Origin of the sequence: Methylobacterium sp. SyP6R, from assembly GCF_019216885.1 — a bacterium.
Classification (GTDB): Bacteria; Pseudomonadota; Alphaproteobacteria; order Rhizobiales; family Beijerinckiaceae; genus Methylobacterium.
The window spans coordinates 1,302,835-1,325,595 of record NZ_JAAQRC020000001.1; the positions used below are offsets into that span (position 1 = coordinate 1,302,835).

A 22,761-nucleotide genomic window follows, 5' to 3' on the forward strand; every position below is an offset into this window, starting at 1 on the left:
CCGCGAAACCGGAACGATGGTGACGATCACGCACGGCCGGGCTTGCCGGCACGCCGCCGGGGCGGGACGCTCTCTCGGAGAGGCCCCGGAGCGAATCATGACGGACCACGGATACCGCGCCTTCCTGGAGGAGATGCTGGCGCCCCTCGGCGGCGTCTCGATCCGCCGGATGTTCGGCGGGCTCGGGCTGTTTCGCGATTCCCTGATGTTCGGGCTGGTCGTGCGCGACGTGCTCTACCTGAAGGTCACGCCCGACGAGACCGCGTCCTTCGCGGCCGAGGGCGGCGCACCGTTCTCCTATGCCGGGAAAGGCGGCCGGGTGACCGTCATCGCCAGCTACTGGCGTGCGCCGGACCGGCTCGGCGACGATCCGGAGGAATTCGTGGCCTGGGCGCGGCGGGCCTGCACGGCGGCGGAGCGGGCGCAGGCGAAAGGGTCATCCGGCAGCCGGTCATCTGCCGGTGCCGCCGATGAACCCTTCTCTCGTGTATCGTGAGCCGGCGCGATCGAACGCGCTCGGAGCCTTGCCGCACGATGCGGAGGCAAGGCTCTGAACGCGTGCTCTCTTAGAATTCCGGCTCGTTCAGCACCCGGGTGCCGATCCGGCTCTGGAGGTCGATCGGCGCACCGGTCTGCTGGCCGGCGGCATCGACCTCGATCACCGGGATGCCGGCGCCGCGCATCTGCTCGCGCAGGCGCTCCGACATCATCCGGAAGGCGCCGCCGGTGTCACGGGGCGGAACGTGGAGCAGAACCGCCGCCGGGCGCGGCATCATCGCCAGAACATCGTCCGCCGCCTCCAGGGAGGCGGTGACGCTGGCATAGCCCAGCTCGGCCAGCTCCGCGGAGAGGGCCCGGTCGACGGCGCGGTGGCCATCGTCGACGACGAGAACTTTTTGCAGCGCACCCATGTTCAAGCGTTAGCCGATCGCGTGCCTCTCGTGAAGGCACCGGGGCAGTAACGCCGTGAGCCGACGAAGGTTCATTCCCCGGCAAGGCCGGGACCGCCGGGCGATCCCGGGCGGGACCCGGTGATGAGCCGTCAAACAGCTGGAACGACAAGAATTTTTGAGATGGAAGCCGATCCGGACAGGTTGCCCGCGCGCTATGGCATTTCTGCGACCGCGGTGGCGACGCCGGCGAAGAGAGAGGCTCGGAAGCGCGAATCCATCCATCCGTCCGGATTTTCGTTCTCGGTGATGCCGCGGCGCAACATGACGGCTTGGCAGGCCGGACCGCGGAAGCTCAGGCGCCCATCCGGATCGCGGCGCAGCTGGATCAGGCCGCCTCGATCCCCGCCGGGGGCGGCCCGCTCGGGGGCCGACGCGGCCCGCTCGGGGGCCGCCAGGACGAGGCCGACATCCTGGGCATCACGCCGGCCGCAGAGCAGGGCGACCTCGTCGAAGGCCACGATGTCGACCACGCCGGAGCGGCCGGGCAGGCGGGCGCTGAGGCGGCAGGGCGCCCGGTGGACATAGGCGAGGGTGCGCAGGCGGCCCGGCACGGTGGTGCGGGAGAACCCCGCCTCCATCCAGGCGGGCGCGACGAGATGGGTCGGCACCGGCTGGTCGAGGGCGGCCGAGAGGGCGCCGGCATCGAAGACCGGATGGCATTCGAGGGTGGCGCCGGCGAGCAAGGCGGCGGCGAGCCCGGTGGCGAGGCCCTTCAGGTCGGTCGATGGCAGGAGGCTGAGGATCCGCTCGCCCGGCTCGATCCGCAGGGGCACCAGGCAGCCGGCGGCGGCGGCCGTCAGCGCCTCGGCCTCGCGCCGCACCGGCAGGGGCGCGCCCTCGGGTTCGGGCTGGGGGCCGGGGTGGGCCGGCACGGCTCCCGACAGGGTACCCGGAAGCGCGAAGGTGATGAGGCCGGCGGCCGGCCCGGTGCCGAGGGCGGCGGCATCGCCGCGATGGTCGAGCACGACCTGGTCGAGGCTGATCACCCCGTCCGGCACGTGCGGCCCGAAGGCGGCGACGAAGCGCAAGGGGAAGTAGCGCATCGCGACCCGGCAGACCTTGTCCGCCGGCCGCTCGGCCCCGAGGACTCCCTGGGTCAGGATGGCGAGGACCTGCGCCGCCTCGACGGCCTGGAGTAGGCGGTCCTCGTCCCAGGTCACCGGAAGCGGGCAGGGGACGTGGCCGGCCTGCTCGATCGCCAGGAAGGCGAGATGCGCCTCGGCCATGCCGGCCATGCACAGGCCGATGGGGCTCCCGGGCGGCAGCCGCCATTGCTGCAGGCCCTCGGCGAGGCGCGCGACGATCTCGCGGGCGGCGGCGTAGGTCCAGGCGATGGCGGGGCGGCCGCACCAGGCGGGCTTGCTCGCCTGGTCGACGAGGGCGATGCGGGCGGGATGCCGGTCGGCGATCGCGGCGAGGAGGGCGCCCAAACCCATGGCCGAACCCGTGGCCGAACCCGTGGCGGCGGGCCGCCCGGCACCGGCCGGGAGTGCCGGCAGGACCGCGGGATCCGGCAGGGACGACGCGTCGTCTCGTCTCATCGTCGCCTGAGCCGCCACCACCGTCACCCCGTCCGCATGCCGCGCCCGCCATCCTGCCCACGCATGGTTAATGCCGTTTTAAGCCTGCGGGCCCCCTCGCGATCCGCGTTGGGATCGGCTAAGGCCCCCTGACGGTCGGCGGCCGAGGCCTTGCCTTCGCCTCAATCCGGGGGAAAGCAGGCGCCCCGGAGGCCGGGCGGAGCCCTTCGGCCGCGCTCCGCTTGCTGCCGGCGACCCGCATCCAGCGGGCTTCGCGCGCATAAGGCCACCGACGTCCTGCCGTTTGAGGGGTCCACTCCTGATGTTCTTCGCGAATCGTCCCGCGCGCCCGAACCAGGCCGCCATTGCCTTCGCCCTGGCCGGCCTCGGGCTCGGTCTCGCGGCCGCCCCGGCGCTCGCCCAGCCCAAGAAGCCCGCCGCTCCGGCGCCGGCCCCGGCCCAGCAGGCCGCCCCGGCCGCGCAGGCCCAGCAGACCGGCCCGATGGTCGTGCAGGTGAAGCCCGAGCCGTCCCAGGCCGACTGGACCAAGGTCTGCGGCAAGGACCAGGGCAGCGGCAACGAGGTCTGCTACACCACCCGCGACTTCGTCTCCGACCAGGGCCAGGCGGTGCTGGCCGTGGCGGTCTACGACATGAAGGGCCCGCAGGGCACCAAGGTCGTGCGCTTCCTGATGCCGCTCGGCCTGCTGCTGCAGCCCGGCATCCGCTTCACGGTCGATAACGGCCAGCCGACCCCCGGCCGCTACGCCGTCTGCTTCCCGAACGGCTGCTTTGCCGAGGCCCCGGGCCTGAAGGACGAGGTCGTCGCCGCGATGAAGAAGGGCACCACCCTTCACGTCAGCGTGCAGAACCAGATGCAGCGCGAGGTCACCTTCGCGGTGCCGCTGGCCGGCTTCGGCAAGGCCTTCGACGGCGCCCCGATCGACCCGAAGGTGCTCGAGGAGCAGCAGAAGAAGCTCCAGGCCGAGCTCGAGAAGCGCTCCGAGGAGATGCGCAAGCAGCTCGAGCAGAAGGGCGGCGCGGCCCCGGCGGCGGCTCCGGCCAAGTAAGACAAGCAAGACATGGCCTCGCGCCCCGACCGGCGGCGCGGGGGCTGAGAGACCCGGACGCCCCGGCATCGACGCCGCGATGCCGGGGCGTTCCGTTTGGCCAGTCCCCTACCGCCGCAGGCCGCGGGTCACCCGATACTCGCGCGGCACGCAGATGCCGAGCGGGGTCGGGAACCGGGCGTGAAAAGCGATGAAGTCGCGGCGCAGGGCGGCGCGGCGTTCCTCGTCCAGGCTCGCGGCCAGGGCCTTGGTCGGCCCATAGCCGGTGGAGAAGGTCTCCCAGGCCGCTTCCGGGCTCGGCTCGCGGTAGAACGAGACGCCGTCCTCGAAGGCGAGGTCGAAGTCCCGGCCCAGCAGCTCCGCGATCCGCTCGGGGCGGCCCCACTCGAAGGGCGAGGGCGGGGCCGGCGCGGGCGGCGGCGGCATGTAGGCCTTCATCACCCGGAACATCTCGAACACCGCGCCGTCGGGCGCCCAGGTGGTCAGCGCGATGCGCCCGCCCCGGCGGCAGACCCGCGCCAGCTCCGTTGCGGCCGCCTCCGGCTTGCTGGCGAACATCACCCCGCAGGTCGAGATCACCGCGTCGAAGGCGCCGTCCGCGAAGGGGAGGCTCTCGGCATCGCCGACCCGGTAGGTGATGGCGAGCCCCTCGGCCTGGGCCCGCCCGGCCGCGAAGGCGATCAGGTCGGCGCCGAGATCGACGCCCACGACCTCGGCGCCGCTCCGGGCGACCAGGCGCGAGGTCCAGCCGGTCCCGGTGGCGAGGTCGAGGATCCGCTCGCCCGGCCGCGGATCCAGGCGCAGCACGCAATGGGCGATGCTGTCGGCGATGCCCCGGCTGATCTCGTCGTAGCGGCCGCCGCCGGAATTCCAGATGCCGGCCGGCCTGGCGTTGTGAGGCTGGATCCCGTTGCTCATGCCCCCTCCCGTTCGCGCAGGGACGCATCGCCGCGTCGCGTGACGGACAGTCGGATGACGGCAGGACGGAGCATCCTGCAAGTCGGGTCGCAGTCTATGACAAAGGCGGCAACATTCGTTTACATAAGTTGCGCGTCTCTCCGCCTGGCGCGAAACGCGGCACCGACCGGACATCGCTACCGACCGGCGCGAAGCAAGGTTGTCCAGGGAAAACACAGCTGTCCGGGGAAAAGAAACGGCGCGGATTTCTCCTCTCCCCGCGGGCGGGGAGAGGGCTTCATCGACCTTGCCGTCGATGAAGCAAGCGCAGGCGAAGCCGGAGCGAGGGTGAGGGGGTATCTCCGGATGAGACTCCTCCGGGAACACCCCCTCACCCTCGGCTGACGCCTCGCTGCGTGCCCTGAACGGGAATACAGCCCTCTCCCCGCAACGAGGTCGGGCCTGCCCGACTTCGTCCGTCGCTTGCAGATCCCGGGCAAGCCCGGGATCTGTCGGGGAGAGGGGAAAGCCCGCGCCTTTCTTTTCACCGGACAGCCGTGTGAGAGAGGAAGGGTATCGAGGGAGCGCTTTCGCTCAATTCGCCGCGTCGATCCGCATGCGGTAGCCGCCCTCGGCGTCGCGCTCGAACATCTCGGCGATGCGGGCATGCCGCAGGGGCTCGCCGGAGCGGTCCGGCACCAGGTTCTGCTCCGAGACGTAGGCGACGTACTCGGTCTCCTGGTTCTCGGCGAGCAGGTGGTAGAACGGCTGGTCCTTGGAGGGCCGCACCTCCTCGGGGATCGCCTGCCACCATTCCTCGGTGTTGGCGAAGACCGGGTCGACGTCGAAGATGACGCCGCGGAACGGGTAGATCCGGTGGCGCACGACGTCGCCGATGTTGAACTTGGCGAGGCGGATGACCGCGCCGGACGGCGCGGCGGCGTCGGGCTGCGGGGCGGGCATGGCGGAGAGGGTCTGTCCGAGGGGCATGGGCGTCAACATAGGAGGACGGGGGCGGGTTTGCACCGGCGTGGGGCCTGCACGCAGGGCAGGGCTCGCCCCCTGGAGGCTCACGATACCGGGAGCGGCTTGGTGTCGTCGCGCGAAACTCCCGGTCGCTGTCGTCGGCCGCCGTGGCGGCACCGGTTCGGCGGGAGTTTTGTGAGGGACACTTACGCGTCCAGGCCGTAGGCACGGGCGAGGTCGGGATCCTTGGCGGCGACGAGCCGGGCGAGGTTCACGATCACGCTGGCCTGCTTCCAGGTGGCGTCGTCCTGCATCTTGCCGTCGAGCATCACCGCGCCGGTGCCGTCGGGCATCGCCTCCAGGATGCGCTTGGCGAAGGCGACCTCGGAGGGATCGGGCGCGAACACGCTCTTGGCGATGGCGACCTGGCTCGGATGCAGGGTCCAGGCCCCGGCGCAGCCCATCAGGAAGGCGTTGCGGAACTGCACCTCGCAGGCGGCGGCGTCCGAGAAATCGCCGAACGGGCCGTAGAACGCCTTGATGCCGTTGGCCTGGCAGGCATCGACCATCCGGGCGATGGTGTAGTGCCAGAGGTCCTGCTGCACGCTCGCCCGCTCCGAGGAGCCGGGGGTGGGATCGGCGATGACCTTGTAGTCCGGGTGGCCGCCGCCGACCCGGGTGGTCTTCATGCCGCGCGACGCCGCCAGATCCGCGGGGCCGAGGCTCATGCCGTGCATGCGCGGCGAGGCGCAGGCGATGGCGTCGACGTTGGCCACGCCCTCCGCCGTCTCCAGGATGGCGTGGACGAGGATCGGCTTACTTACCCCGGCCCGGGCCTCGAGCTGGGCCAGCAGCTGGTCGACGTAGTGGATGTCCCACGGCCCCTCGACCTTGGGCACCATCACGACGTCGAGCTTGTTGCCGACCTCACCGACGATCTCGATCAGGTCGTCGAGCAGCCACGGGCTGTTGAGGGCGTTGACGCGGGTCCACAAGCCGGTGCCGTGGGCGGAAAAGTCGGTGTCCCGCGCCATGGCGATGAAGCCTTTTCGGGCATTCAGCTTCTGGTCGGCCGGGACCGCATCCTCGAGGTTGCCCAGAACCACGTCGACTTGGGCCGCCAGTTCCGGCACCCGGGCCCGGACCTTGTCGTTGTGCGGCGGCACGAAGTGGATCATGCGCTCCAGGCGCACCGGCAGCTCGCGGAACGGGGCCGGGGCCCCGGAGGCCAGGGGCTGGAAGAAGCGGCGCGGCAGTTTCATGGGCGTATCTCCGACCTTCCGGCGCGACCGGTCTCCCGCATCGCGAAAAATCCCCGGCGTGACGGAGGGGTAGTGCAGGGGCGGCGCGGCCGTAAAGGGGGCTCTTCTCGGCAGATGGTCGTGCCGGGGCCGGTCGCCCGCCCGCCGCCGTCAGTGGGCGTCGGCCTCATGCTTTTGGGGGACGATCCGACCGGACCCCCCCGGATGCGTGCCGGACCCTGTCTTCAAGGCGCCGTCGCAAGTTGTTTCATGTCGACTTGTGGGCCGTGCATTGCGGATTATCATTGTGGGATCGGGACGGGAGCAGCATAATCCGGGCAAGGCAGTGTCCGGATTGGCCGCGAACCGGACCTCTCGCCTGGTGATCTGACGGATTGAGCCCGACACACCTGCGCGCACGTGTTCTTTCGCACATGCGGCAGGGAACGCGAGCCTCACCGTAGCGTTCACCGGGCGAGGCGGGCGGCGGAGGACAGACGATCATGTCCCGAGAGTTGAATCGGCGCGGATTTGCCGGCGCCGCGATGACGCTGCTCGCCTTGAGCCTCACGCTTCCGGCCGAGGCCGGCACGGTGGCGGACCGGCAGCGCTCGACCGTGCGGGCGAGTTTCACGGCGGGGGATCTTGCGGCGGCACGGCCCGAGGGACTGCCCGCTTCCGTGCGGCTGCCGGGCGACGATCCGGCGGCGTTCCGGGCCTTCCTCGACGGTGCGCCGATGGCCTCCCGTGCGCCCTGGCTCGCCCTGTCCGGCGGCGGCGAGAACGGCGCCTTCGCGGCCGGCCTGCTGAAGGGCTGGACCCGGGCCGGCAACCGGCCGGATTTCGGCGTCGTCACCGGCGTCTCGACGGGCGCGCTCATCGCCCCCTTCGCCTTCGTCGGCGCCTCGCAGGACGCGGCCCTGGAGAAGGCCTACACGGAGACCTCCGCGGCGGACGTGTTCGAGTTCGGCGGCGGCCAGGAGAGCCTCACCGATACCTGGCCGCTCAAGCGCGGCATCGAGCGCAGCGTCACGCCCGCGCTCCTGGCGGCGGTGGCGGCGGAGCACCGCAAGGGACGGCGTCTCCTCGTCGTCACTACCGAGCTCGATTCCCTGCGACCGACCCTGTGGGACATGGGCGCCATCGCGGCGGCCGGCGGGCCCGCCGGGCTCAAGCTCTTTCGGGAAGTGATGCTGGCCTCGGCGGCGATCCCCGGCATCTTCCCGCCGGTGATGATCGATTCGACCGGCCCGGGGGCGAAGCGCTTCCAGGAGATGCACGCCGATGGCGGCGCCACGTCGCCGTTCTTCGTCGCCCCCGGCCGCGCTCTGCTGGATCAGGTGGAGGGCGGAGCCCCCGCGGAGGACAGGGTGCCGGCGCCCGCAATCTACGTCGTCGTCAACACCTCGCTGGCGCCGGACTTCCAGGTCGCGCAGCGGTCGATGCTGAGTATCCTCGGCCGCTCGCTCTCGGCGATGATCAAGGCCCAGACCGCCGGCGCCATCGCGGTGACGAAGGCTTTCGCGGCCCGTACGGGAACGCCGATCCACATCGCCACCATCGACCAGCGCTTCTCCCAGACCTCGCAGGCCCCGTTCGAGCAGGGCTACATGCGGGCTTTGTTCGCCCATGGCGAGCGGCTCGGCAAAACCGGCACCGCCTTCGACTGGTCGCCCGACACCCTCACCACCAGCGCGACGGGGCGCAGCGCCAGCAACGCGCCGTAAGCGTTCAAGGCAAGAGCCGTTCATTGGCTCGAGGACCCGGAAACCTCCGTGTCGTTCCGGGACCGCGAAAGCGGAGCCCGGAACGACACGGAGCCTGTGAGACTCGTCGAGCGGCCCCGTCACCCCCGCATCAGTGTCGGCGTCCCCAGGCGCGGGGTCACGCCCTCGCGCATCACCAGGCGGCGCAACGGCGCGATGGTCGAGAGGGCCAGGAGCCCCGCGCCGCGGGCGAGGTCGCTCGGCAGGAAGGCGGTGAGCAGGCTGCGGTTGAGGGTATCGACCGCGCCGGTGCGCAACCGGGCGTCCAGGGCCCGGCCGCGGGCAAACCCCGCCAGCACGGATTCCGCCCCGGCATCGCGCGTGCCCGCCACCGCGTCGCGGAGGGCGGCGGCATCGCGAAGGCCGAGATTCAGGCCCTGCGCGCCGATCGGCGGAAAGACGTGGGCCGCCTCGCCGACGAGCGCCAGCCGCGGCCCGACCGGACGCGGCACCGACAGGCCGCGCATCGGCACCAGGCCCCGCGGGCCGTCGATCCGCATCTGCCCCAGCAGCGACTGCGCCTGCCGCTCGATCGCCCGAGCGAGGGCGTCGTCGTCAAGCGCGCTCAAGGCCTCCGCCCGCGCCTCGGCCGAGACCCAGACCAGGCTCGAGCGGCGCCCGCCCGGCAGCGGCACCAGGGTGAAGGGCCCCTCGCGGGTGTGGAACTCGGTCGAGACCTCGCGGTGGTCGCGCGTATGGGCGAGGATGGTGGTGAGCGCCTTCTGCGGGTAGGTCCAGCGCCGCGCCGTCAGCCCCGCCGCCTCGCGCAAGGGCGAGCCACCGCCATCGGCCGCGACGACAAGGCGGGCCGCGACGCTCCCGCCCCCCTCCAGCGCCAGCACCGCCCGTTCCTCGGCCACGGTGCAACCGGCGGAATCCTGCTCGACCAGCGTCAGTTCCGGGATCTCGCGGGCACGGTCGCGCAGGCCCTCGACCAGGCGCCGGTTCTCGATGTTCCAGCCGAAGGCGTCGAGGCCGATCTCGCGGGCGACGAAGCGGGCCGGCGGCGGACGGAACAGGCTGCCGGTGTCGTCGATCAGGTGCATCTCGGCGAGCGGCGCCGCCTGGGGCTCCAGCCCCTCCCAGGCGCCGAGCGCCCGCAGCAGCCGCACCGAGCCGTCGAGGAGCGCCACGGTGCGCCCATCGGCCACGGGGGCGTGGCGACCGACGAGCGCGGTGCGCAGGCCGTCGCGGGCGAGCGCCAGGGCCGCAGCCAGGCCGACCGCGCCGGCACCGACCACCGCCACGTCGTAGAGGGGAAAGGCCTCGGAATTCGGCTCGGCTGTCTGGCTCACGAAACGGGTCCTCGAACACGCATGCGGGAGATCTTGCGGGAGATGGAGATCTTGCGGGAGATCTGGGGCGTGCAGGGCCGCTCCGCCATCCCGGTCATTGCCGAAAGGAGACCGGTTCCTATGATCCCGCGCAGCAAGCAAGAGCAAGGTGGGAGCGGACGATGCCCAAGGCGATTCGGATTCACGAATACGGCGGCCCCGAGGTCATGCGCTACGAGGACGTCGCGGTCGGCGATCCCGGGCCGGGCCAGATCCGGGTGCGCCAGAGCGCAATCGGCGTCAACTACATCGACATCTACTTCCGCTCCGGCCTGTACAAGGCGCCCCAGCTGCCCTTCACCCCCGGCAACGAGGGCGCGGGCCAGGTGGTGGCGGTCGGCGAGGGCGTGACCGGCTTCTCGCCCGGCGACCGGGTCGCCTACGGCTCGGCCGCCGGCACCTATGCGCAGGACGTGGTGATCGAGGCGCGGACGGTGGTGCGCGTGCCCGACGGCATCGACGACGACACCGCGGCCGCGATGATGCTGAAGGGCCTCACCGCCCAGTACCTGCTGCGCCGTACCTACAAGGTCCAGCCCGGCGACACGATCCTGTTCCACGCCGCCGCCGGCGGCGTCGGGCTGATCGCGACGCAATGGGCCAAGCACCTCGGCGCCACGGTGATCGGCACCGTCGGCTCGCAGGACAAGGTCGCGCTCGCCCGCGAGCATGGCTGCGACCACGTCATTCTGTACCGGAACGAGGACTTCGCCGCCCGGGTCAAGGAGATCACCGGCGGCAAGGGCTGCCAGGTCGTCTACGACGGCGTCGGCCAGGCGACCTTCCCGGCCTCGCTCGATTGCCTGAGGCCCTTCGGCTACTTCGTGAATTTCGGCAGCGCCTCGGGCCCGATCGCGGCCTTCGACATCAGCATCCTGGGCCAGAAGGGCTCGCTCTTCGCCACCCGGCCGACCGTGTTCACCCACACCGCCGACCGCGCGGCCCTGGACGAGATGGCCGCCGACCTGTTCGCGGTGGTGCAAAGCGGCGCGGTGACGATCCCGGTCCATACGCGGGCGAAGCTCGCCGACGCCCCGAAGGTCCATGCCGACCTCGCCGGGCGCCGGACGACGGGTGCGACGGTGATGCATCCCTGATAGCGTGACGGTGCGGCATACGGGGCGATTCGCCCGGTATGGGCGGAGACCCGATGCGATGACCTCCTACGCCCTGCACGCGACCGAGACCGATTGCCTCCTCGTCATCGACGTCCAGCCCGACTTCCTGCCCGGCGGTGCGCTCGCGGTGCCGGACGGGGACGCGGTGATCGCGCCGATCAACGCGCTCGGGCGCCTGTTCCGGCACGTCGTCCTGACCCAGGACTGGCACCCGGCCGGGCACGCCTCCTTCGCCACGAGCCATCCGGGCAAGCAGCCCTTCGAGACCACGGTGCTGGCTTACGGCGAGCAGGTCCTGTGGCCGGAGCACTGCATCCAGGGCACGCCCGGGGCGGAGGTGTCGCCGAAGCTGGAGCTGCCCCATGCCGAGCTGATCATCCGCAAGGGCTACCGGGCGGGAATCGACAGCTACTCGGCCTTCCGCGAGGCCGACCGCACCACCCCGACCGGGCTTGCCGGCTACCTGCGCGAGCGCGGCTTCACCCGGGTGTTCCTGTGCGGCGTCGCCACCGATTACTGCGTCGGCTGGAGCGCCGTCGACGCGCGGGAGGCGGGATTCCAGGCGGTGGTGGTCGAGGATGCCTGCCGGGCGATCGACCTCGACGGCTCGCTGGAACGGGCCTGGGGCGACATGGCGGCGGCGGGGGTCGAGCGGGAGGAGAGCGGGGCGATCGGGGGGTGATGCGGTTTCCGGACGATCCCTCGCGGATCGCGATCGGGCACGAGGTTGGTGAGAGGTCGGCGACGGGGTGACCGCCGCCGTCGAGGAAGGGGGGCCTCCGCCGGAAAGGCGCCCCGACCACCGGGCGTCAGCCGAAGGCGAAGTTGTCGGATGTCAGGCTCGACAGGGCGACGTTCCTGATCGTGATGCTCGTCGTGGTGTCGAGGTTGACGACGACATCCGATCCCATCTGCTGACTGGACGACAGCAGTTGATCGAACGAGGCGAACACCCCTCCGTTGAACGAAATCTGGTCGCGCTCGTCACCCGATACGACGAAGTCGCGGATCACGTCACGCCCGTCGCCGTGGCCGAACGCGAAGGTGTCGCGTCCGCGCCCGCCCGTCAGCCCATCGTCGCCGGCATTGCCGAACAGCAGGTCGTTGCCGTCCTCGCCATAGAGATCGTCGTTATCGGCGCCGCCAAAGAGGCTGTCGTCGCCCGCACCACCGCCCATGAAGTCGGCGCCTTCACGTCCTTCGAGCCAGTCGTTTCCGAGTTCTCCGAACAGGGTATCGTTCCCGAGTTCCCCCACGAGGGCATCGTTGCCGGCGCCGCCGAAGAGACGATCGTCGCCCGCGCCTGCACCGATGAAGTCGTCGCCGTCGCGGCCGTCCAGGATGTCGTTGCCGGCCTCGCCGAACAGCGTGTCGTTCCCGCCTTCGCCGATCAGGGCGTCGGCGCCGTCTCCGCCGAAAACCAGATCGTTGCCGGCTCCTGCGCCGATGAAGTCGTCGCCCTGCTCACCGTAGATCCGGTCGTCGCCGTCGTCGCCGAAGAGCGTATCGTTGCCAATATAACCGCGCAGCTCGTCGTTGCCGGCACCGCCGAGGATCAGATCCGCACCGGCATCACCGAAGAGGGTGTCGCGGCCGTCTCCACCTGAAATCGTATCGTCACCGTCCCGCCCCGAAATCAGATCGTCGCCGGGACCGCCGACAATCGCGTCGCCCAACGCCGTTCCGATGAGAGAGAGGCTTCCGCCCGGCGCATCAGTGACGTCGATCGTCGTCTGGAAGCCGGCGGCGACGAGGTCGGCGGTGGTGTAGTAGGTGTAGTTGCCGGCCTTGTCATACACCGACAGACCGGAGATCGTGTAAGTTCCGGACGCCGTATCCTTGGTGAAGATCTGCGACGACGACGACACTCCGTCCGAGAAGGAATCCTGGCTGTCGTAGAACGAGAAAGACGAACTCCGCCCATAGGACGACTGGTAGATGTTGTCGAACGAGAATGCGACGAAATCCACGCCGAGCCCTTGATCGGTCGCGCCGACGGTGATGGACACCGCCTTGCTGCCGCCCGACAAATCGAGCGACTTCGGCATCGTGATCGATGTCAGACGAGGCTTGACGGTATCGGCAGCGGGCGCTCCCCCCGTGACGTCGATCGTCGTTTGTAAGCCGGCGGCGACGAGGTCGGCGGTGGTGTAGTAGGTGTAGTTGCCGGCCTTGTCATACACCGACAGACCGGAGATCGTGTAAGTTCCGGACGCCGTATCCTTGGTGAAGATCTGCGACGACGACGACACTCCGTCCGAGAAGGAATCCTGGCTGTCGTAGAACGAGAAAGACGAACTCCGCCCATAGGACGACTGGTAGATGTTGTCGAACGAGAATGCGACGAAATCCACGCCGAGCCCTTGATCGGTCGCGCCGACGGTGATGGACACCGCCTTGCTGCCGCCCGACAAATCGAGCGACTTCGGCATCGTGATCGATGTCAGACGAGGCTTGACGGTATCGGCAGCGGGCGCTCCCCCCGTGACGTCGATCGTCGTTTGTAAGCCGGCGGCGACGAGGTCGGCGGTGGTGTAGTAGGTGTAGTTGCCGGCCTTGTCATACACCGACAGACCGGAGATCGTGTAAGTTCCGGACGCCGTATCCTTGGTGAAGATCTGCGACGACGACGACACCCCGTCCGAGAAGGAATCCTGGCTGTCGTAGAACGAGAAAGACGAACTCCGCCCGTAGGACGACTGATAGCTCTTGTCGAACGTGAATGCGACGAAATCCACGCCGAGCCCTTGATCGGTCGCGCCAACGGTGATGGACACCGCCTTGCTGCCGCCCGACAAATCGACCGACTTCGGCATCGTGAGCGACTTCAATAACGGCTTAGAGTTGTCAAGCGCTGCCATTGTGATCCAGACCGCTGTCATGCCGGTCACGTTGATGCCGGCCGCCAGTCATACAAGCGAACGCAGCGAGATCACAACCCTTTGGTTAAGAACAAGGACAGTGTGATATTACAATCACATCGCCCCCGCGCGCCACCAAATACTAACAGCGACAAAGCTTTTTAAGTAAAAATTCCTATTTTCTATGATCGCAGATCAATAGCATGACTTGATGAATTGGATTGCTCTGTCAGGCCGACGAACCACTCGTACCCGAGTGATCGACGGCCAGACCGATTCCTCACACCGCCACCCCGTGCAGATCATACGCATCCGCCGACTCGATCTTCACCGTCACGATGTCCCCGACCCGGACCGGGCGGCGGAAGGCGACGTGGACGTTGCCGTCGATCTCCGGCGCATCGTACTTCGAGCGGCCCTTGGCGACGGTGGGGCCGGCGGCGTCGATGATGACCGGCAGGCGCTTGCCGACCTTGGCCTTCTGCAACCGCAGCGACACGGCCTGCTGCGTCTCCATGAACCGGCGCTGGCGCTCGGCCTTGACCTCGTCGGGCACGGCCGCCGCGATCGCGTTGGCGGGGGCGCCGCGGACCGGCTCGTACTGGAAGCAGCCGACGCGCTCGAGCTTGGCCTCCTTGAGCCAGGCCAGCAGCTCCTCGAACTCCTCCTCGGTCTCCCCGGGGAAGCCGACGATGAAGGTCGAGCGGATGGCGAGATCCGGGCAGGTGGTGCGCCAGGAGCGGATGCGCTCCAGCATCTTCTCCTGGTTGCCGGGGCGGCGCATGCGCTTCAACACCGTGGGGCTCGCGTGCTGGAGCGGCATGTCGAGGTAGGGGAGCACCTTGCCCTCGGCCATCAGCGGGATGACCTCGTCGACATGCGGGTAGGGGTAGACGTAGTGCAGGCGCACCCAGGCACCGAGCTCGCCCAACTCCTTGGCGAGGTCGTAGAACCGGGCCCGCACCTCGCGGTCGCGCCAGGGGCTCGTGCCGTAGCGGGTGTCGATGCCGTAGGCGCTGGTATCCTGCGAGACGACGAGCAATTCCTTGACGCCGGCCTTCACCAGCTTCTCGGCCTCGCGCAGGACATCCGCCGCCGGGCGGCTGACGAGGTCGCCGCGCAGCTGCGGGATGATGCAGAACGTGCAGCGGTTGTTGCAGCCTTCCGAGATCTTCAGATAGGCGTAATGCCGCGGCGTCAGCTTGACGCCCTGCGGCGGGACGAGATCGAGGAACGGATCGTGCGCCGGGGGCACCGCCTCGTGGACCGCCGCCACCACCGATTCGTAGGCCTGCGGCCCGGTGACCGCGAGCAGGTTCGGGTACTTTTCGCGGATTTCCTCGGGCTGCGCGCCCATGCAGCCGGTGACGATCACCCGGCCGTTCTCCGCCATGGCGTCGCCGATCGCCTGGAGCGACTCCGCCTTGGCCGAATCGAGGAAGCCGCAGGTATTGACGATCACCACGTCGGCGCCGTCGTGCTTGCGGGCGAGCTCGTAGCCCTCGGCCCGCAGGTGGGTGAGGATGCGCTCGGAATCGACCAGGGCCTTGGGACAGCCGAGCGACACGAAGGAGATCTTGGGGGCGGGTGCGTTCATGGCAGCGTGAGGAATGACAGTGAGGGGATGCCGCGCCGGCCCACGGCCAAGCCGGCGCGAGCGGGATCAAGGATTTAGGGAAAGGTGCTGGGGCAGGCCATAGCACGGGGGAGGGCGGGCGTCACGGGGCGGGCCCTGCCCCCGCATCGTGGCTGATATCGCGATCGCGTCCGGTATCTTGGCCCGACGGCCGGCTTCCGCTGCGGCCCCCGCCTCCGCTATCACGGCGCGATGTGGAGCCGCCTCGTCACACCCCTCGATCCCGCCGCCGCCGCCGCCCGCCTGCGCGGGCGATGGCCCGGCCTCGCGCTCCTCGACAGCGCGATGCGGCACGACACCCTCGGGCGCCACTCCTACCTCGCCGCCGACCCGTTCGGGCGCTTCCGGGTGCGCGGCGGCCAAGCATCCTGGAACGGCGCCCCGATGCCCGGCGCTCCCCTCGACGCCCTGCGCGCCGTGCTGGCGCCGTACCGCATCGAACCGGATCCCGGCCTGCCGCCGTTCCAGGGCGGGGCGATCGGCTATCTCGCCTATGATTTCGGCGCCAGCCTGGAGCGGGTGACGCCGCCCCTTCGCCGGGCCGGCCTCACCGACGATCTCGCGCTCAACCTCTACGCCTCGGTGGTGGCCTTCGACCACCGGGCCGGCACCTGCCTGTTGATCGCCACCGGCTTCCCCGAGACCGACCCTGACGCCCGGGCGCTCAAAGCCGCCGCCGATCTCGACGCCCTGGAGGCGGCGCTGGAAGGCCCCGAGCCGGCGAGCGCGGCCGCCCCGGTCGCCCCCCTCGCCTGGCGCTCGAACTTCACCGCGGAGACCTATGCCGGGGCGGTCGAGCGGGTGCGGGACTACATCCGCGCCGGCGACATCTACCAGGCCAACATTTCCCAGCGCTTCGAGGCGGGGCTGCCGCCCGGCTTCGACGCCTTCGCGTTCTACCGGCGCCTGCGGGCGCGCAATCCGGCCCCGTTCGCGGCCTATCTCGAGGTCGATGGCCTCACGATTGCCTCCTCCTCGCCCGAGCGCTTCCTGCGCCTCGACGGCCGGGCGGTCGAGACCCGGCCGATCAAGGGCACGGCGCCGCGCTCCGCCGACCCGGCCGAGGACCGGGCCCGGGCCGAGGCGCTGGTCGCCGACGCCAAGGAGCGGGCCGAGAACGTCATGATCGTCGATCTCCTGCGCAACGACCTGTCGCGGATCTGCGCGCCCCACAGCGTCGCGGTGCCCATCCTGTGCGGGCTCGAGACCTATGCGGGCGTCCACCACCTCGTCTCGGCGGTGACCGGCACGCTCAAGCAAGGGGCGGACGGGCTCGACCTGCTCGCCGCCACCTTCCCGGGCGGCTCGATCACCGGGGCGCCGAAGCTGCGCGCCATGGACATCATCACGGAGATCGAGGGCGATGCCCGCGAGGCCTATTGCGGCGCGATCGGCTGGATCGGGTTTACCGGAAGCCTCGACACCAGCATCGCCATCCGCACGGTGCTGCTCGACGAGGCCCGCGCGGTGCTCCAGGTCGGGGGCGGGGTCACGCTGCTCTCGGACCCGCAGGCCGAGTACCGCGAGACCCTGACCAAGGCCGAGCGGGTGTTTGCGGCCTTCGCGACCGGGGAGGGTGCATGATCCTCGTCATCGACAATTACGATTCCTTCGTCTTCAACGTGGTGCGCTACCTTGAGGAACTGGGCGCCCCGGTCCGGGTCGCGCGCAACGACGCCCTCGACGTGGCGGGCCTCCGGGCCCTGGACCCGGAGGCGGTGGTGATCTCGCCAGGGCCCTGCAGCCCGGCGGAGGCCGGGGTGTCGCTCGCGGCGATCCGGGACCTGTCGGGGGAGGTGCCCTTGCTCGGGGTCTGCCTCGGGCATCAATGCATCGGCGCGGCCTTCGGCGGCCGGGTCGCGCGGGCCCGACGCCCGCTCCACGGCCACGCCACGCCGATCGACCATGGCGGGCAGGGCCTGTTTCGCGGCCTGCCGGCGCCGCTCACGGTCGGGCGCTACCACTCGCTGATCGTCGAGCCGGTGCCGGGCATGGCGGAGCACCTGACCGTCGATGCGGTCTCGCCCGAAGGCGAGGTGATGGCGCTCTCGCATCGCCGCCACCCGACCTACGGGGTGCAGTTCCACCCGGAATCGGTGCTGACCGAGCACGGCCACGCGCTGTTCGGCAATTTTTTAGGATTGGCCCGGCGCTGGCACGCGGAGGGAGGGACGCATCGTGCTGTGGCGTGACGGGCGGTTGCAGGAGGGAACGGTCGCCCCCTTCGACCTCGCCGATCGCGGCCTGCTGCTCGGCGACGGGGTGTTCGACACCGCCATGGCGCTGGGCGGCCGGGTGGCGGCGGAAGAGGCGCACCTGACGCGGCTCGGCCGCGCCGCCGCCGCCCTCGGCTTCGCGCTCGACGAGGCGGAGGCCCGTACGGCGATGCGAGCCGTGGCCGCCGGATACGAGCGGGCGGCGATCCGCACCACCGTGACCCGTGGGCCCGGCCCGCGAGGCCTGCGCCCGCCGGCCGGAGCCCGCCCTGTCCTGTGGTCCAGCGCCGCACCGTTGCGGCCCGGCATGGCCTTTTCGGAAATGTCCCTCGGCTGGAGCGCGATCCGCCGCAACGAGACCTCGCCGACCTCCCGCCACAAGACGCTCGGCTACCTCGACGCGGTGCTCGCCGCCGAGGCCGCCGGGCCCCAAGGCCACGACGAGGCCCTGTTCCTCAACCTGCAGGGACGGGTGGCCTGCGCCGGCATCGGCAATGTGTTCGCGGTGTTCGGGCGCGAGGTCGTCACGCCGCCCCTCGAGGACGGGGTGCTCGCCGGGATCGTGCGCGCCCAGGTGCTCGCCCTGGCCCCCGGCCTCGGCCTCGTGCCGGCCGAGCGATCGATGACGCCCGCGGACCTGGCGGGCGCCGAGGCGGTGATCCTCACCAATTCCCTGCGACTGATCGCGCCGGTGCGGCGGATCGGGGAGCGGGCTTACGCCAGCGCCGGGCATCCGGCGGTGCTGGCCCTGCGCGAGGCCCTGTCGCGGGAGATCGGGCAGGCCTGCGGGATGGCGGTGGAGGGCTGACGGCGCCCGACCCTGCCGCCATGACGGGGCCGTCCCGGAAAGGCGAGGCACGGAAAATCCCCTCTCCCCGCGGGCGGGGAGAGGACTTCATCGACCTTGTTGTCGATGAAGTGAGCCCGCAGGGCGAGGGTGAGGGGGTCTCGACGAATGAGGCTCCTCCGGACACACCCCCTCACCCTCGCAGCGAACCTGCAGTTCGCTGCTCCTTTCGCCCCCGACAAGGGGGGCGAAAGCCTCTCCCCGCAACGAAGTCGGGCTTGCCCGACTTCGTTCCTCGCTTGCAGATCCCGGGCGAGCCCGGGATCTGTCGGGGAGAGGGGGGAACCCGCGCTTCGTCTTTTCATCGGCAGCCCTGCTTCTGCGGGTGCCTCGCGCCGGTCTACGAGCGATCCGCGTCGGGACCGAAGCCCGCGCTCACTCCGCCTGCCCCGCCATCCGATGGCGCAGCTCCGCCACCCCGACCGACTCGCGGGCATAGGCGAGGCCGAGCTCGACCCGCAGGACGCGCAGGGCCTCCTCCGCGCGCTCGGTCGGCAGGCCACGGCGCCGGCGCTCGTCGAGCACGGCGAGCTGCCGGGCGATGCCGCGACAGGCCTGCGCGACCGTCCGGTGCTCCGCCGCGGGTGAGGATTCAGGTGCCACGCAGCCTCCGAACCGACCATCACGACGGTGTTCCGCACCGACGATCTGTCCGAAACCTGACACGGATCGAGGCGCAAACACAATCGGCCGGGGGTTACGCGACTGTGCGTCCCATCCGCCGGGGCCTTGCGAAAAAGATCGGAAACCCGCCAGAAGTGGCGAAAGCCGGGCCGAGAGGCCCACAAGGATCGGAGAGCAGAGCATGACACGCGCGTCCCTGGCGGTGGTTCTCGGTGCCGCGACCGCCCTGGCGGCAAGCCTGCCGGCCGGCGCCAAGACGCTGGTCTACTGCTCCGAGGGCAGCCCGGAGAATTTCTATCCGGCGGTGAACACCACCGGCACCTCGTTCGATGCCGGCTCCCAGATCTATTCCAACGTCGTCAATTTCGAGCGCGGCACCACCAACGTGGTGCCGGACCTCGCCGAGACATGGGACGTGTCCGAGGACGGCAAGACCTATACCTTCCATCTGCGCAAGGGCGTGAAGTGGCATTCCAACAAGATCTTCAAGCCAACCCGTGACTTCAACGCCGACGACGTGATCTTCTCGTTCGAGCGGCAGTGGAAGGAGAGCAACCCGTTCTTCCGGGTGACCAGCGCCAACCACACCTATTTCAACGACATGGGGCTGCCGAAGCTCCTCGCGTCGCTCGACAAGGTCGACGACTACACGGTCCGCTTCACCCTGACCGGGCCCGAGGCGCCGTTCCTCGCCGATCTGGCCATGCCCTTCGCGGCGATCCAGTCGAAGGAATACGCCGACGCGATGCTGAAGGCCGGCACGCCGGACAAGCTCGACCAGGAGCCGATCGGCACCGGGCCGTTCTATCTGCTGCAATATCAAAAGGACGCGATCGTCCGCTACCGCGCCTTCCCGCAATACTATGCCGGCAAGGCCGCCCTCGACGATCTCGTCTTCGCGATCACGCCGGATGCCTCGGTGCGCTGGGCCAAGCTCCAGAAGGGCGAGTGCCACGTCATGCCCTACCCGAACCCGGCCGACGTCGACGCGATGCGCAAGGACGCAAACGTCCAGGTGCTGGAGCAGCCCGGCCTCAACATCGGCTACCTCGCCTACAACACCCAGAAGAAGCCGTTCGACGACGTGCGCGTGCGCAAGGCGTTGAACATGGCGATCAACAAGAAGGCGATCATCGACGCGGTCTATCTCTCGACCGGCGTCGCCGCCAAGAATCCGATCCCGCCGACCCTGTGGTCCTACAACGACGCGATCAAGGACGACCCCTACGATCCGGACGCGGCGAAGAAGCTGCTCGCCGAGGCCGGCCTCGGCGACGGCTTCGCGATGGATCTCTGGGCGATGCCGGTGCAGCGGCCCTACAACCCCAATGCCCGCCGCATCGCCGAACTGATGCAGGCCGACCTCGCCAAGATCGGCGTGAAGGCCGAGATCAAGTCCTACGAATGGGGCGAGTACAGGAAGCGCATCCAGGACGGCGAGCACCAGACCGCGATGTTCGGCTGGACCGGCGACAACGGCGATCCCGACAACTTCCTCCACACCCTGCTCGGCTGCGCCGCGGCGCAGAAGGGCGGCGGCAACGCCGCCAAGTGGTGCGACAAGACCTATGACGACCTCGTCACCAAGGCCAAGACCATCACCGACAAGGCCGAGCGCACCAAGCTCTACGAGCAGGCGCAAGTCGTGTTCAAGCAGCAGGCGCCGTGGTTCACCATCGCGCATGCGGTGCAGCTGAAGCCGGTCCGCAAGGAGGTGGTGGACTTCAAGCTGTCGCCGTTCGGCCGCCACACCTTCTACGGCGTGAGCCTCAAGTAAGGGCGCCCGCGTGCTCCGCTTCCTCCTGACCCGCGCGTCCCTGGTGATCCCGACCTTCCTCGGGATCACCCTGGTGGCGTTCTTCCTGATCCGCCTGGTGCCCGGCGACCCGATCGAGACGATGGCGGGGGAGCGGGGCATCGATCCCGCGCGGCACGCGGCGCTCCGCGCCGAGTACGGCTTCGACAAGCCGCTGCTCGTCCAATACGGCATCTATCTCGAGCGGCTGGCGCATGGCGATCTCGGCCGCTCGATCAGCACCAAGGAACCGGTGATCTCCGAATTCGCCAGCCTGTTTCCGGCGACGATCGAGCTCGGAATCTGCGCGATCCTGTTCGCGCTCCTCATCGGCCTGCCGGCCGGCATCCTGGCGGCGCTCCGCCGCAACTCGGTCTTCGATCACGGGGTGATGGGGCTGTCGCTCACCGGCTACTCGATGCCGATCTTCTGGTGGGGCCTGCTGCTGATCCTGCTGTTCTCGGTGCAGCTCGGCTGGACTCCCGTCTCGGGCCGGATCGACGTGCAGTACTTCATCGAGCCGGTGACCGGCTTCCTGCTGATCGACACGCTGCTCTCCGACGAATCCGGCGCCTTCGCCTCGGCCCTGTCGCATCTGATCCTGCCGGCGGTGGTGCTCGGCACGGTGCCGCTCGCGGTCATCGCCCGCATGACCCGCTCGGCGATGCTCGAGGTGCTCGGCGAGGATTACATGCGCACCGCCCGGGCCAAGGGCCTGCCTTCCTGGCGCATCGTCGGGCTGCATGCCCTGCGCAATGCGCTCATCCCGGTCGTCACGGTGATCGGGCTGCAGGTCGGCGTGCTGTTCACCGGCGCGATCCTGACCGAGACGATCTTCTCCTGGCCCGGCATCGGCAAGTGGCTGATCGAGGCGATCGGCCGGCGCGACTATCCCGTGCTCCAGGGCGGCATCCTGCTGATCGGCGCGGTGGTGATGGCGGTGAACCTCCTCGTCGACCTCGCCTACGGCCTCGTCAACCCCCGCATCCGGCACGCACGATGAGCGCCGAACTTCTCGACACTCCCGCCGCCTCGGCGGCCCCCGCCGGCCCACCGCATCCGCTCGCCGAGTTCTGGACGAGCTTTCGCGCCAATCAAGGCGCGGTGATCGGGCTCGCGATCATCGTCGCGGTGCTGCTGATGGCGGTCTTCGCCGATGTCGTCGCGCCGCACCCGCCGAACCTCACCAACGACGCCGCCTTCCTCAAGCCCCCGTTCTGGCAGGAGGGCGGCTCGCTCACCTATCCGCTCGGCACCGACGCGATCGGCCGCGACATCCTCTCGCGCCTGATCCACGGTGCCCGGCTGTCGCTGTCGATCGGCGTCGCGGTCGTGGCGGTGTCGATCCTCGTCGGCACGATGCTGGGGCTGGTCGCGGGCTTCATCGGCGGCGCCACCGGCATCGTCATCATGCGGGTGATGGACATCATCCTGACCCTGCCGTCGCTGCTGCTCGCCATCGTCATCGTGGCAATCCTCGGCCCCGGGCTGATGAACGCGATGCTGGCGGTCGCCGTGGTGGTGCTGCCGCATTACGTCCGCATCGCCCGCGCGGCGGTGATCGCCGAGAAATCGAAGGACTACGTCACCGCCGCCCGGGTCAGCGGGGCAGGGCCGTTGCGGCTGATGGTGGGGGAGGTGCTGCCGAACTGCGCCGCTCCCCTGATCGTCCAGGCCTCGCTCGGCGTCTCGACGGCGATCCTCGACGCGGCGGCCCTCGGCTTCTTAGGGTTGGGCGCCCAGCCACCCGCGCCGGAATGGGGCACGATGCTGGCGGATGCCCGCGAATTCGTGCTCCGCGCCTGGTGGGTGGTGACTTTTCCGGGCCTCATCATCCTGATCACCGTGCTCGCCTTCAACCTCGTCGGCGACGGCCTTCGCGATGCCCTCGACCCCAAGCTGAAGCGGTGAGGCGACC

Annotated in this window: 20 protein-coding genes; 11 read left to right on the forward strand and 9 right to left on the reverse strand. The window is 69.8% G+C overall.

What is annotated here, in order from left to right; genetic code table 11:
* The first annotated feature begins 97 nt into the window (after positions 1–97).
* A complete protein-coding gene (locus HBB12_RS05855; RefSeq protein WP_236988495.1) occupies positions 98–496 on the forward strand; it encodes a TfoX/Sxy family protein in 399 nt (132 codons plus the stop codon).
* A gap of 70 nt (positions 497–566) precedes the next feature.
* On the opposite strand, the gene HBB12_RS05860 is transcribed toward HBB12_RS05855, so the two are convergent.
* Both HBB12_RS05860 and HBB12_RS05865 read right to left on the reverse strand, forming a co-directional pair.
* Entirely contained in the window at positions 567–911 is a 345-nt protein-coding gene (locus HBB12_RS05860; RefSeq protein ID WP_099954725.1) for a hypothetical protein, read from the reverse strand.
* Between the two features lie 194 nt (positions 912–1,105).
* Entirely contained in the window at positions 1,106–2,494 is a 1,389-nt protein-coding gene (locus tag HBB12_RS05865) for an AMP-binding protein (RefSeq protein WP_272913248.1), read from the reverse strand.
* Positions 2,495–2,795: 301 nt separating this feature from the next.
* Between HBB12_RS05865 and HBB12_RS05870 the strand changes: the two genes are divergently transcribed.
* Entirely contained in the window at positions 2,796–3,542 is a 747-nt protein-coding gene (locus HBB12_RS05870) for an invasion associated locus B family protein (protein ID WP_236988496.1), read from the forward strand.
* Positions 3,543–3,650: 108 nt separating this feature from the next.
* Here HBB12_RS05870 and HBB12_RS05875 read toward each other — a convergent pair whose 3' ends face one another.
* The 3 genes from HBB12_RS05875 to HBB12_RS05885 all read right to left on the reverse strand — a co-directional run bounded on the left by HBB12_RS05875 (position 3,651) and on the right by HBB12_RS05885 (position 6,667).
* On the reverse strand, positions 3,651–4,460 hold the full coding sequence (locus tag HBB12_RS05875; protein WP_236988497.1) for a class I SAM-dependent methyltransferase: 810 nt from the start codon (positions 4,458–4,460) through the stop codon (positions 3,651–3,653).
* A gap of 573 nt (positions 4,461–5,033) precedes the next feature.
* On the reverse strand, positions 5,034–5,402 hold the full coding sequence (gene hspQ / locus HBB12_RS05880; RefSeq protein WP_236992676.1) for a heat shock protein HspQ: 369 nt from the start codon (positions 5,400–5,402) through the stop codon (positions 5,034–5,036).
* Between the two features lie 209 nt (positions 5,403–5,611).
* A complete protein-coding gene (locus HBB12_RS05885; protein WP_236988498.1) occupies positions 5,612–6,667 on the reverse strand; it encodes an HpcH/HpaI aldolase/citrate lyase family protein in 1,056 nt (351 codons plus the stop codon).
* 482 nt (positions 6,668–7,149) lie between these two features.
* Here HBB12_RS05885 and HBB12_RS05890 point away from each other — a divergent pair, with 482 nt between their 5' ends.
* Positions 7,150–8,373, forward strand: coding sequence for a patatin-like phospholipase family protein (locus HBB12_RS05890; protein WP_236988499.1), 1,224 nt, complete (start codon positions 7,150–7,152; stop codon positions 8,371–8,373).
* A 119-nt stretch (positions 8,374–8,492) separates the two neighbouring features.
* Here HBB12_RS05890 and HBB12_RS05895 read toward each other — a convergent pair whose 3' ends face one another.
* Positions 8,493–9,707, reverse strand: a complete 1,215-nt coding sequence (locus HBB12_RS05895) for a UbiH/UbiF family hydroxylase (protein WP_236988500.1) — start codon at positions 9,705–9,707, stop codon at positions 8,493–8,495.
* 161 nt (positions 9,708–9,868) lie between these two features.
* On the opposite strand from HBB12_RS05895, the gene HBB12_RS05900 reads away from it, so the two are divergent.
* Positions 9,869–10,843: a quinone oxidoreductase family protein gene (locus HBB12_RS05900; protein ID WP_236988501.1), complete on the forward strand. Its 975-nt coding sequence runs from the start codon at positions 9,869–9,871 to the stop codon at positions 10,841–10,843.
* 58 nt (positions 10,844–10,901) lie between these two features.
* Entirely contained in the window at positions 10,902–11,546 is a 645-nt protein-coding gene (pncA, locus tag HBB12_RS05905) for a bifunctional nicotinamidase/pyrazinamidase (protein ID WP_236988502.1), read from the forward strand.
* A gap of 127 nt (positions 11,547–11,673) precedes the next feature.
* Here pncA and HBB12_RS05910 read toward each other — a convergent pair whose 3' ends face one another.
* A complete protein-coding gene (locus HBB12_RS05910; protein WP_236988503.1) occupies positions 11,674–13,746 on the reverse strand; it encodes a calcium-binding protein in 2,073 nt (690 codons plus the stop codon).
* Between the two features lie 259 nt (positions 13,747–14,005).
* Positions 14,006–15,322 carry a 30S ribosomal protein S12 methylthiotransferase RimO gene (rimO, locus tag HBB12_RS05915; RefSeq protein ID WP_236988504.1) on the reverse strand — a complete coding sequence of 439 codons (1,317 nt, stop codon included), beginning with the start codon at positions 15,320–15,322 and terminating at the stop codon, positions 14,006–14,008.
* Between the two features lie 231 nt (positions 15,323–15,553).
* On the opposite strand from rimO, the gene pabB reads away from it, so the two are divergent.
* Genes pabB through HBB12_RS05930 form a run of 3 tightly spaced genes read left to right on the forward strand, consistent with a single transcriptional unit; the run spans position 15,554 to position 18,385 of the window.
* Entirely contained in the window at positions 15,554–16,945 is a 1,392-nt protein-coding gene (gene pabB, locus HBB12_RS05920) for an aminodeoxychorismate synthase component I (protein WP_236988505.1), read from the forward strand.
* Positions 16,942–17,553, forward strand: coding sequence for an anthranilate synthase component II (locus HBB12_RS05925; RefSeq protein WP_236988506.1), 612 nt, complete (start codon positions 16,942–16,944; stop codon positions 17,551–17,553). The genes pabB and HBB12_RS05925 overlap by 4 nt, the downstream gene beginning before the upstream one ends.
* Positions 17,540–18,385: an aminotransferase class IV gene (locus HBB12_RS05930; RefSeq protein WP_236988507.1), complete on the forward strand. Its 846-nt coding sequence runs from the start codon at positions 17,540–17,542 to the stop codon at positions 18,383–18,385. Before HBB12_RS05925 ends, HBB12_RS05930 begins: the two co-directional genes overlap by 14 nt.
* A 414-nt stretch (positions 18,386–18,799) precedes the next feature.
* Here the strand turns inward: HBB12_RS05930 and HBB12_RS05935 are convergent, their stop codons facing one another.
* Positions 18,800–19,027: a hypothetical protein gene (locus tag HBB12_RS05935; RefSeq protein ID WP_236988508.1), complete on the reverse strand. Its 228-nt coding sequence runs from the start codon at positions 19,025–19,027 to the stop codon at positions 18,800–18,802.
* A gap of 202 nt (positions 19,028–19,229) precedes the next feature.
* Between HBB12_RS05935 and HBB12_RS05940 the strand changes: the two genes are divergently transcribed.
* From HBB12_RS05940 to HBB12_RS05950, 3 genes are read left to right on the forward strand one after another with little or no spacing between them, the layout of a single operon-like run.
* A complete protein-coding gene (locus HBB12_RS05940) occupies positions 19,230–20,825 on the forward strand; it encodes an ABC transporter substrate-binding protein (protein WP_236988509.1) in 1,596 nt (531 codons plus the stop codon).
* 10 nt (positions 20,826–20,835) lie between these two features.
* On the forward strand, positions 20,836–21,846 hold the full coding sequence (locus HBB12_RS05945; RefSeq protein ID WP_236988510.1) for an ABC transporter permease subunit: 1,011 nt from the start codon (positions 20,836–20,838) through the stop codon (positions 21,844–21,846).
* A complete protein-coding gene (locus tag HBB12_RS05950) occupies positions 21,843–22,754 on the forward strand; it encodes an ABC transporter permease subunit (protein ID WP_236988511.1) in 912 nt (303 codons plus the stop codon). The genes HBB12_RS05945 and HBB12_RS05950 overlap by 4 nt, the downstream gene beginning before the upstream one ends.
* Positions 22,755–22,761 lie beyond the last annotated feature (7 nt).

Excerpts from the sequence above, each read along its gene's own strand:
- HBB12_RS05855 (WP_236988495.1), top strand. The coding sequence starts at position 98 with ATGACGGACCACGGATACCGCGCCTTCCTGGAGGAGATGCTGGCGCCC.
- HBB12_RS05860 (WP_099954725.1), bottom strand. The coding sequence starts at position 911 with ATGGGTGCGCTGCAAAAAGTTCTCGTCGTCGACGATGGCCACCGCGCC.
- HBB12_RS05865 (WP_272913248.1), bottom strand. The coding sequence starts at position 2,494 with ATGAGACGAGACGACGCGTCGTCCCTGCCGGATCCCGCGGTCCTGCCG.
- HBB12_RS05870 (WP_236988496.1), top strand. The coding sequence starts at position 2,796 with ATGTTCTTCGCGAATCGTCCCGCGCGCCCGAACCAGGCCGCCATTGCC.
- HBB12_RS05875 (WP_236988497.1), bottom strand. The coding sequence starts at position 4,460 with ATGAGCAACGGGATCCAGCCTCACAACGCCAGGCCGGCCGGCATCTGG.
- hspQ (WP_236992676.1), bottom strand. The coding sequence starts at position 5,402 with ATGCCCGCCCCGCAGCCCGACGCCGCCGCGCCGTCCGGCGCGGTCATC.
- HBB12_RS05885 (WP_236988498.1), bottom strand. The coding sequence starts at position 6,667 with ATGAAACTGCCGCGCCGCTTCTTCCAGCCCCTGGCCTCCGGGGCCCCG.
- HBB12_RS05890 (WP_236988499.1), top strand. The coding sequence starts at position 7,150 with ATGTCCCGAGAGTTGAATCGGCGCGGATTTGCCGGCGCCGCGATGACG.
- HBB12_RS05900 (WP_236988501.1), top strand. The coding sequence starts at position 9,869 with ATGCCCAAGGCGATTCGGATTCACGAATACGGCGGCCCCGAGGTCATG.
- pncA (WP_236988502.1), top strand. The coding sequence starts at position 10,902 with ATGACCTCCTACGCCCTGCACGCGACCGAGACCGATTGCCTCCTCGTC.
- HBB12_RS05910 (WP_236988503.1), bottom strand. The coding sequence starts at position 13,746 with ATGACAGCGGTCTGGATCACAATGGCAGCGCTTGACAACTCTAAGCCG.
- rimO (WP_236988504.1), bottom strand. The coding sequence starts at position 15,322 with ATGAACGCACCCGCCCCCAAGATCTCCTTCGTGTCGCTCGGCTGTCCC.
- pabB (WP_236988505.1), top strand. The coding sequence starts at position 15,554 with ATGTGGAGCCGCCTCGTCACACCCCTCGATCCCGCCGCCGCCGCCGCC.
- HBB12_RS05925 (WP_236988506.1), top strand. The coding sequence starts at position 16,942 with ATGATCCTCGTCATCGACAATTACGATTCCTTCGTCTTCAACGTGGTG.
- HBB12_RS05940 (WP_236988509.1), top strand. The coding sequence starts at position 19,230 with ATGACACGCGCGTCCCTGGCGGTGGTTCTCGGTGCCGCGACCGCCCTG.
- HBB12_RS05950 (WP_236988511.1), top strand. The coding sequence starts at position 21,843 with ATGAGCGCCGAACTTCTCGACACTCCCGCCGCCTCGGCGGCCCCCGCC.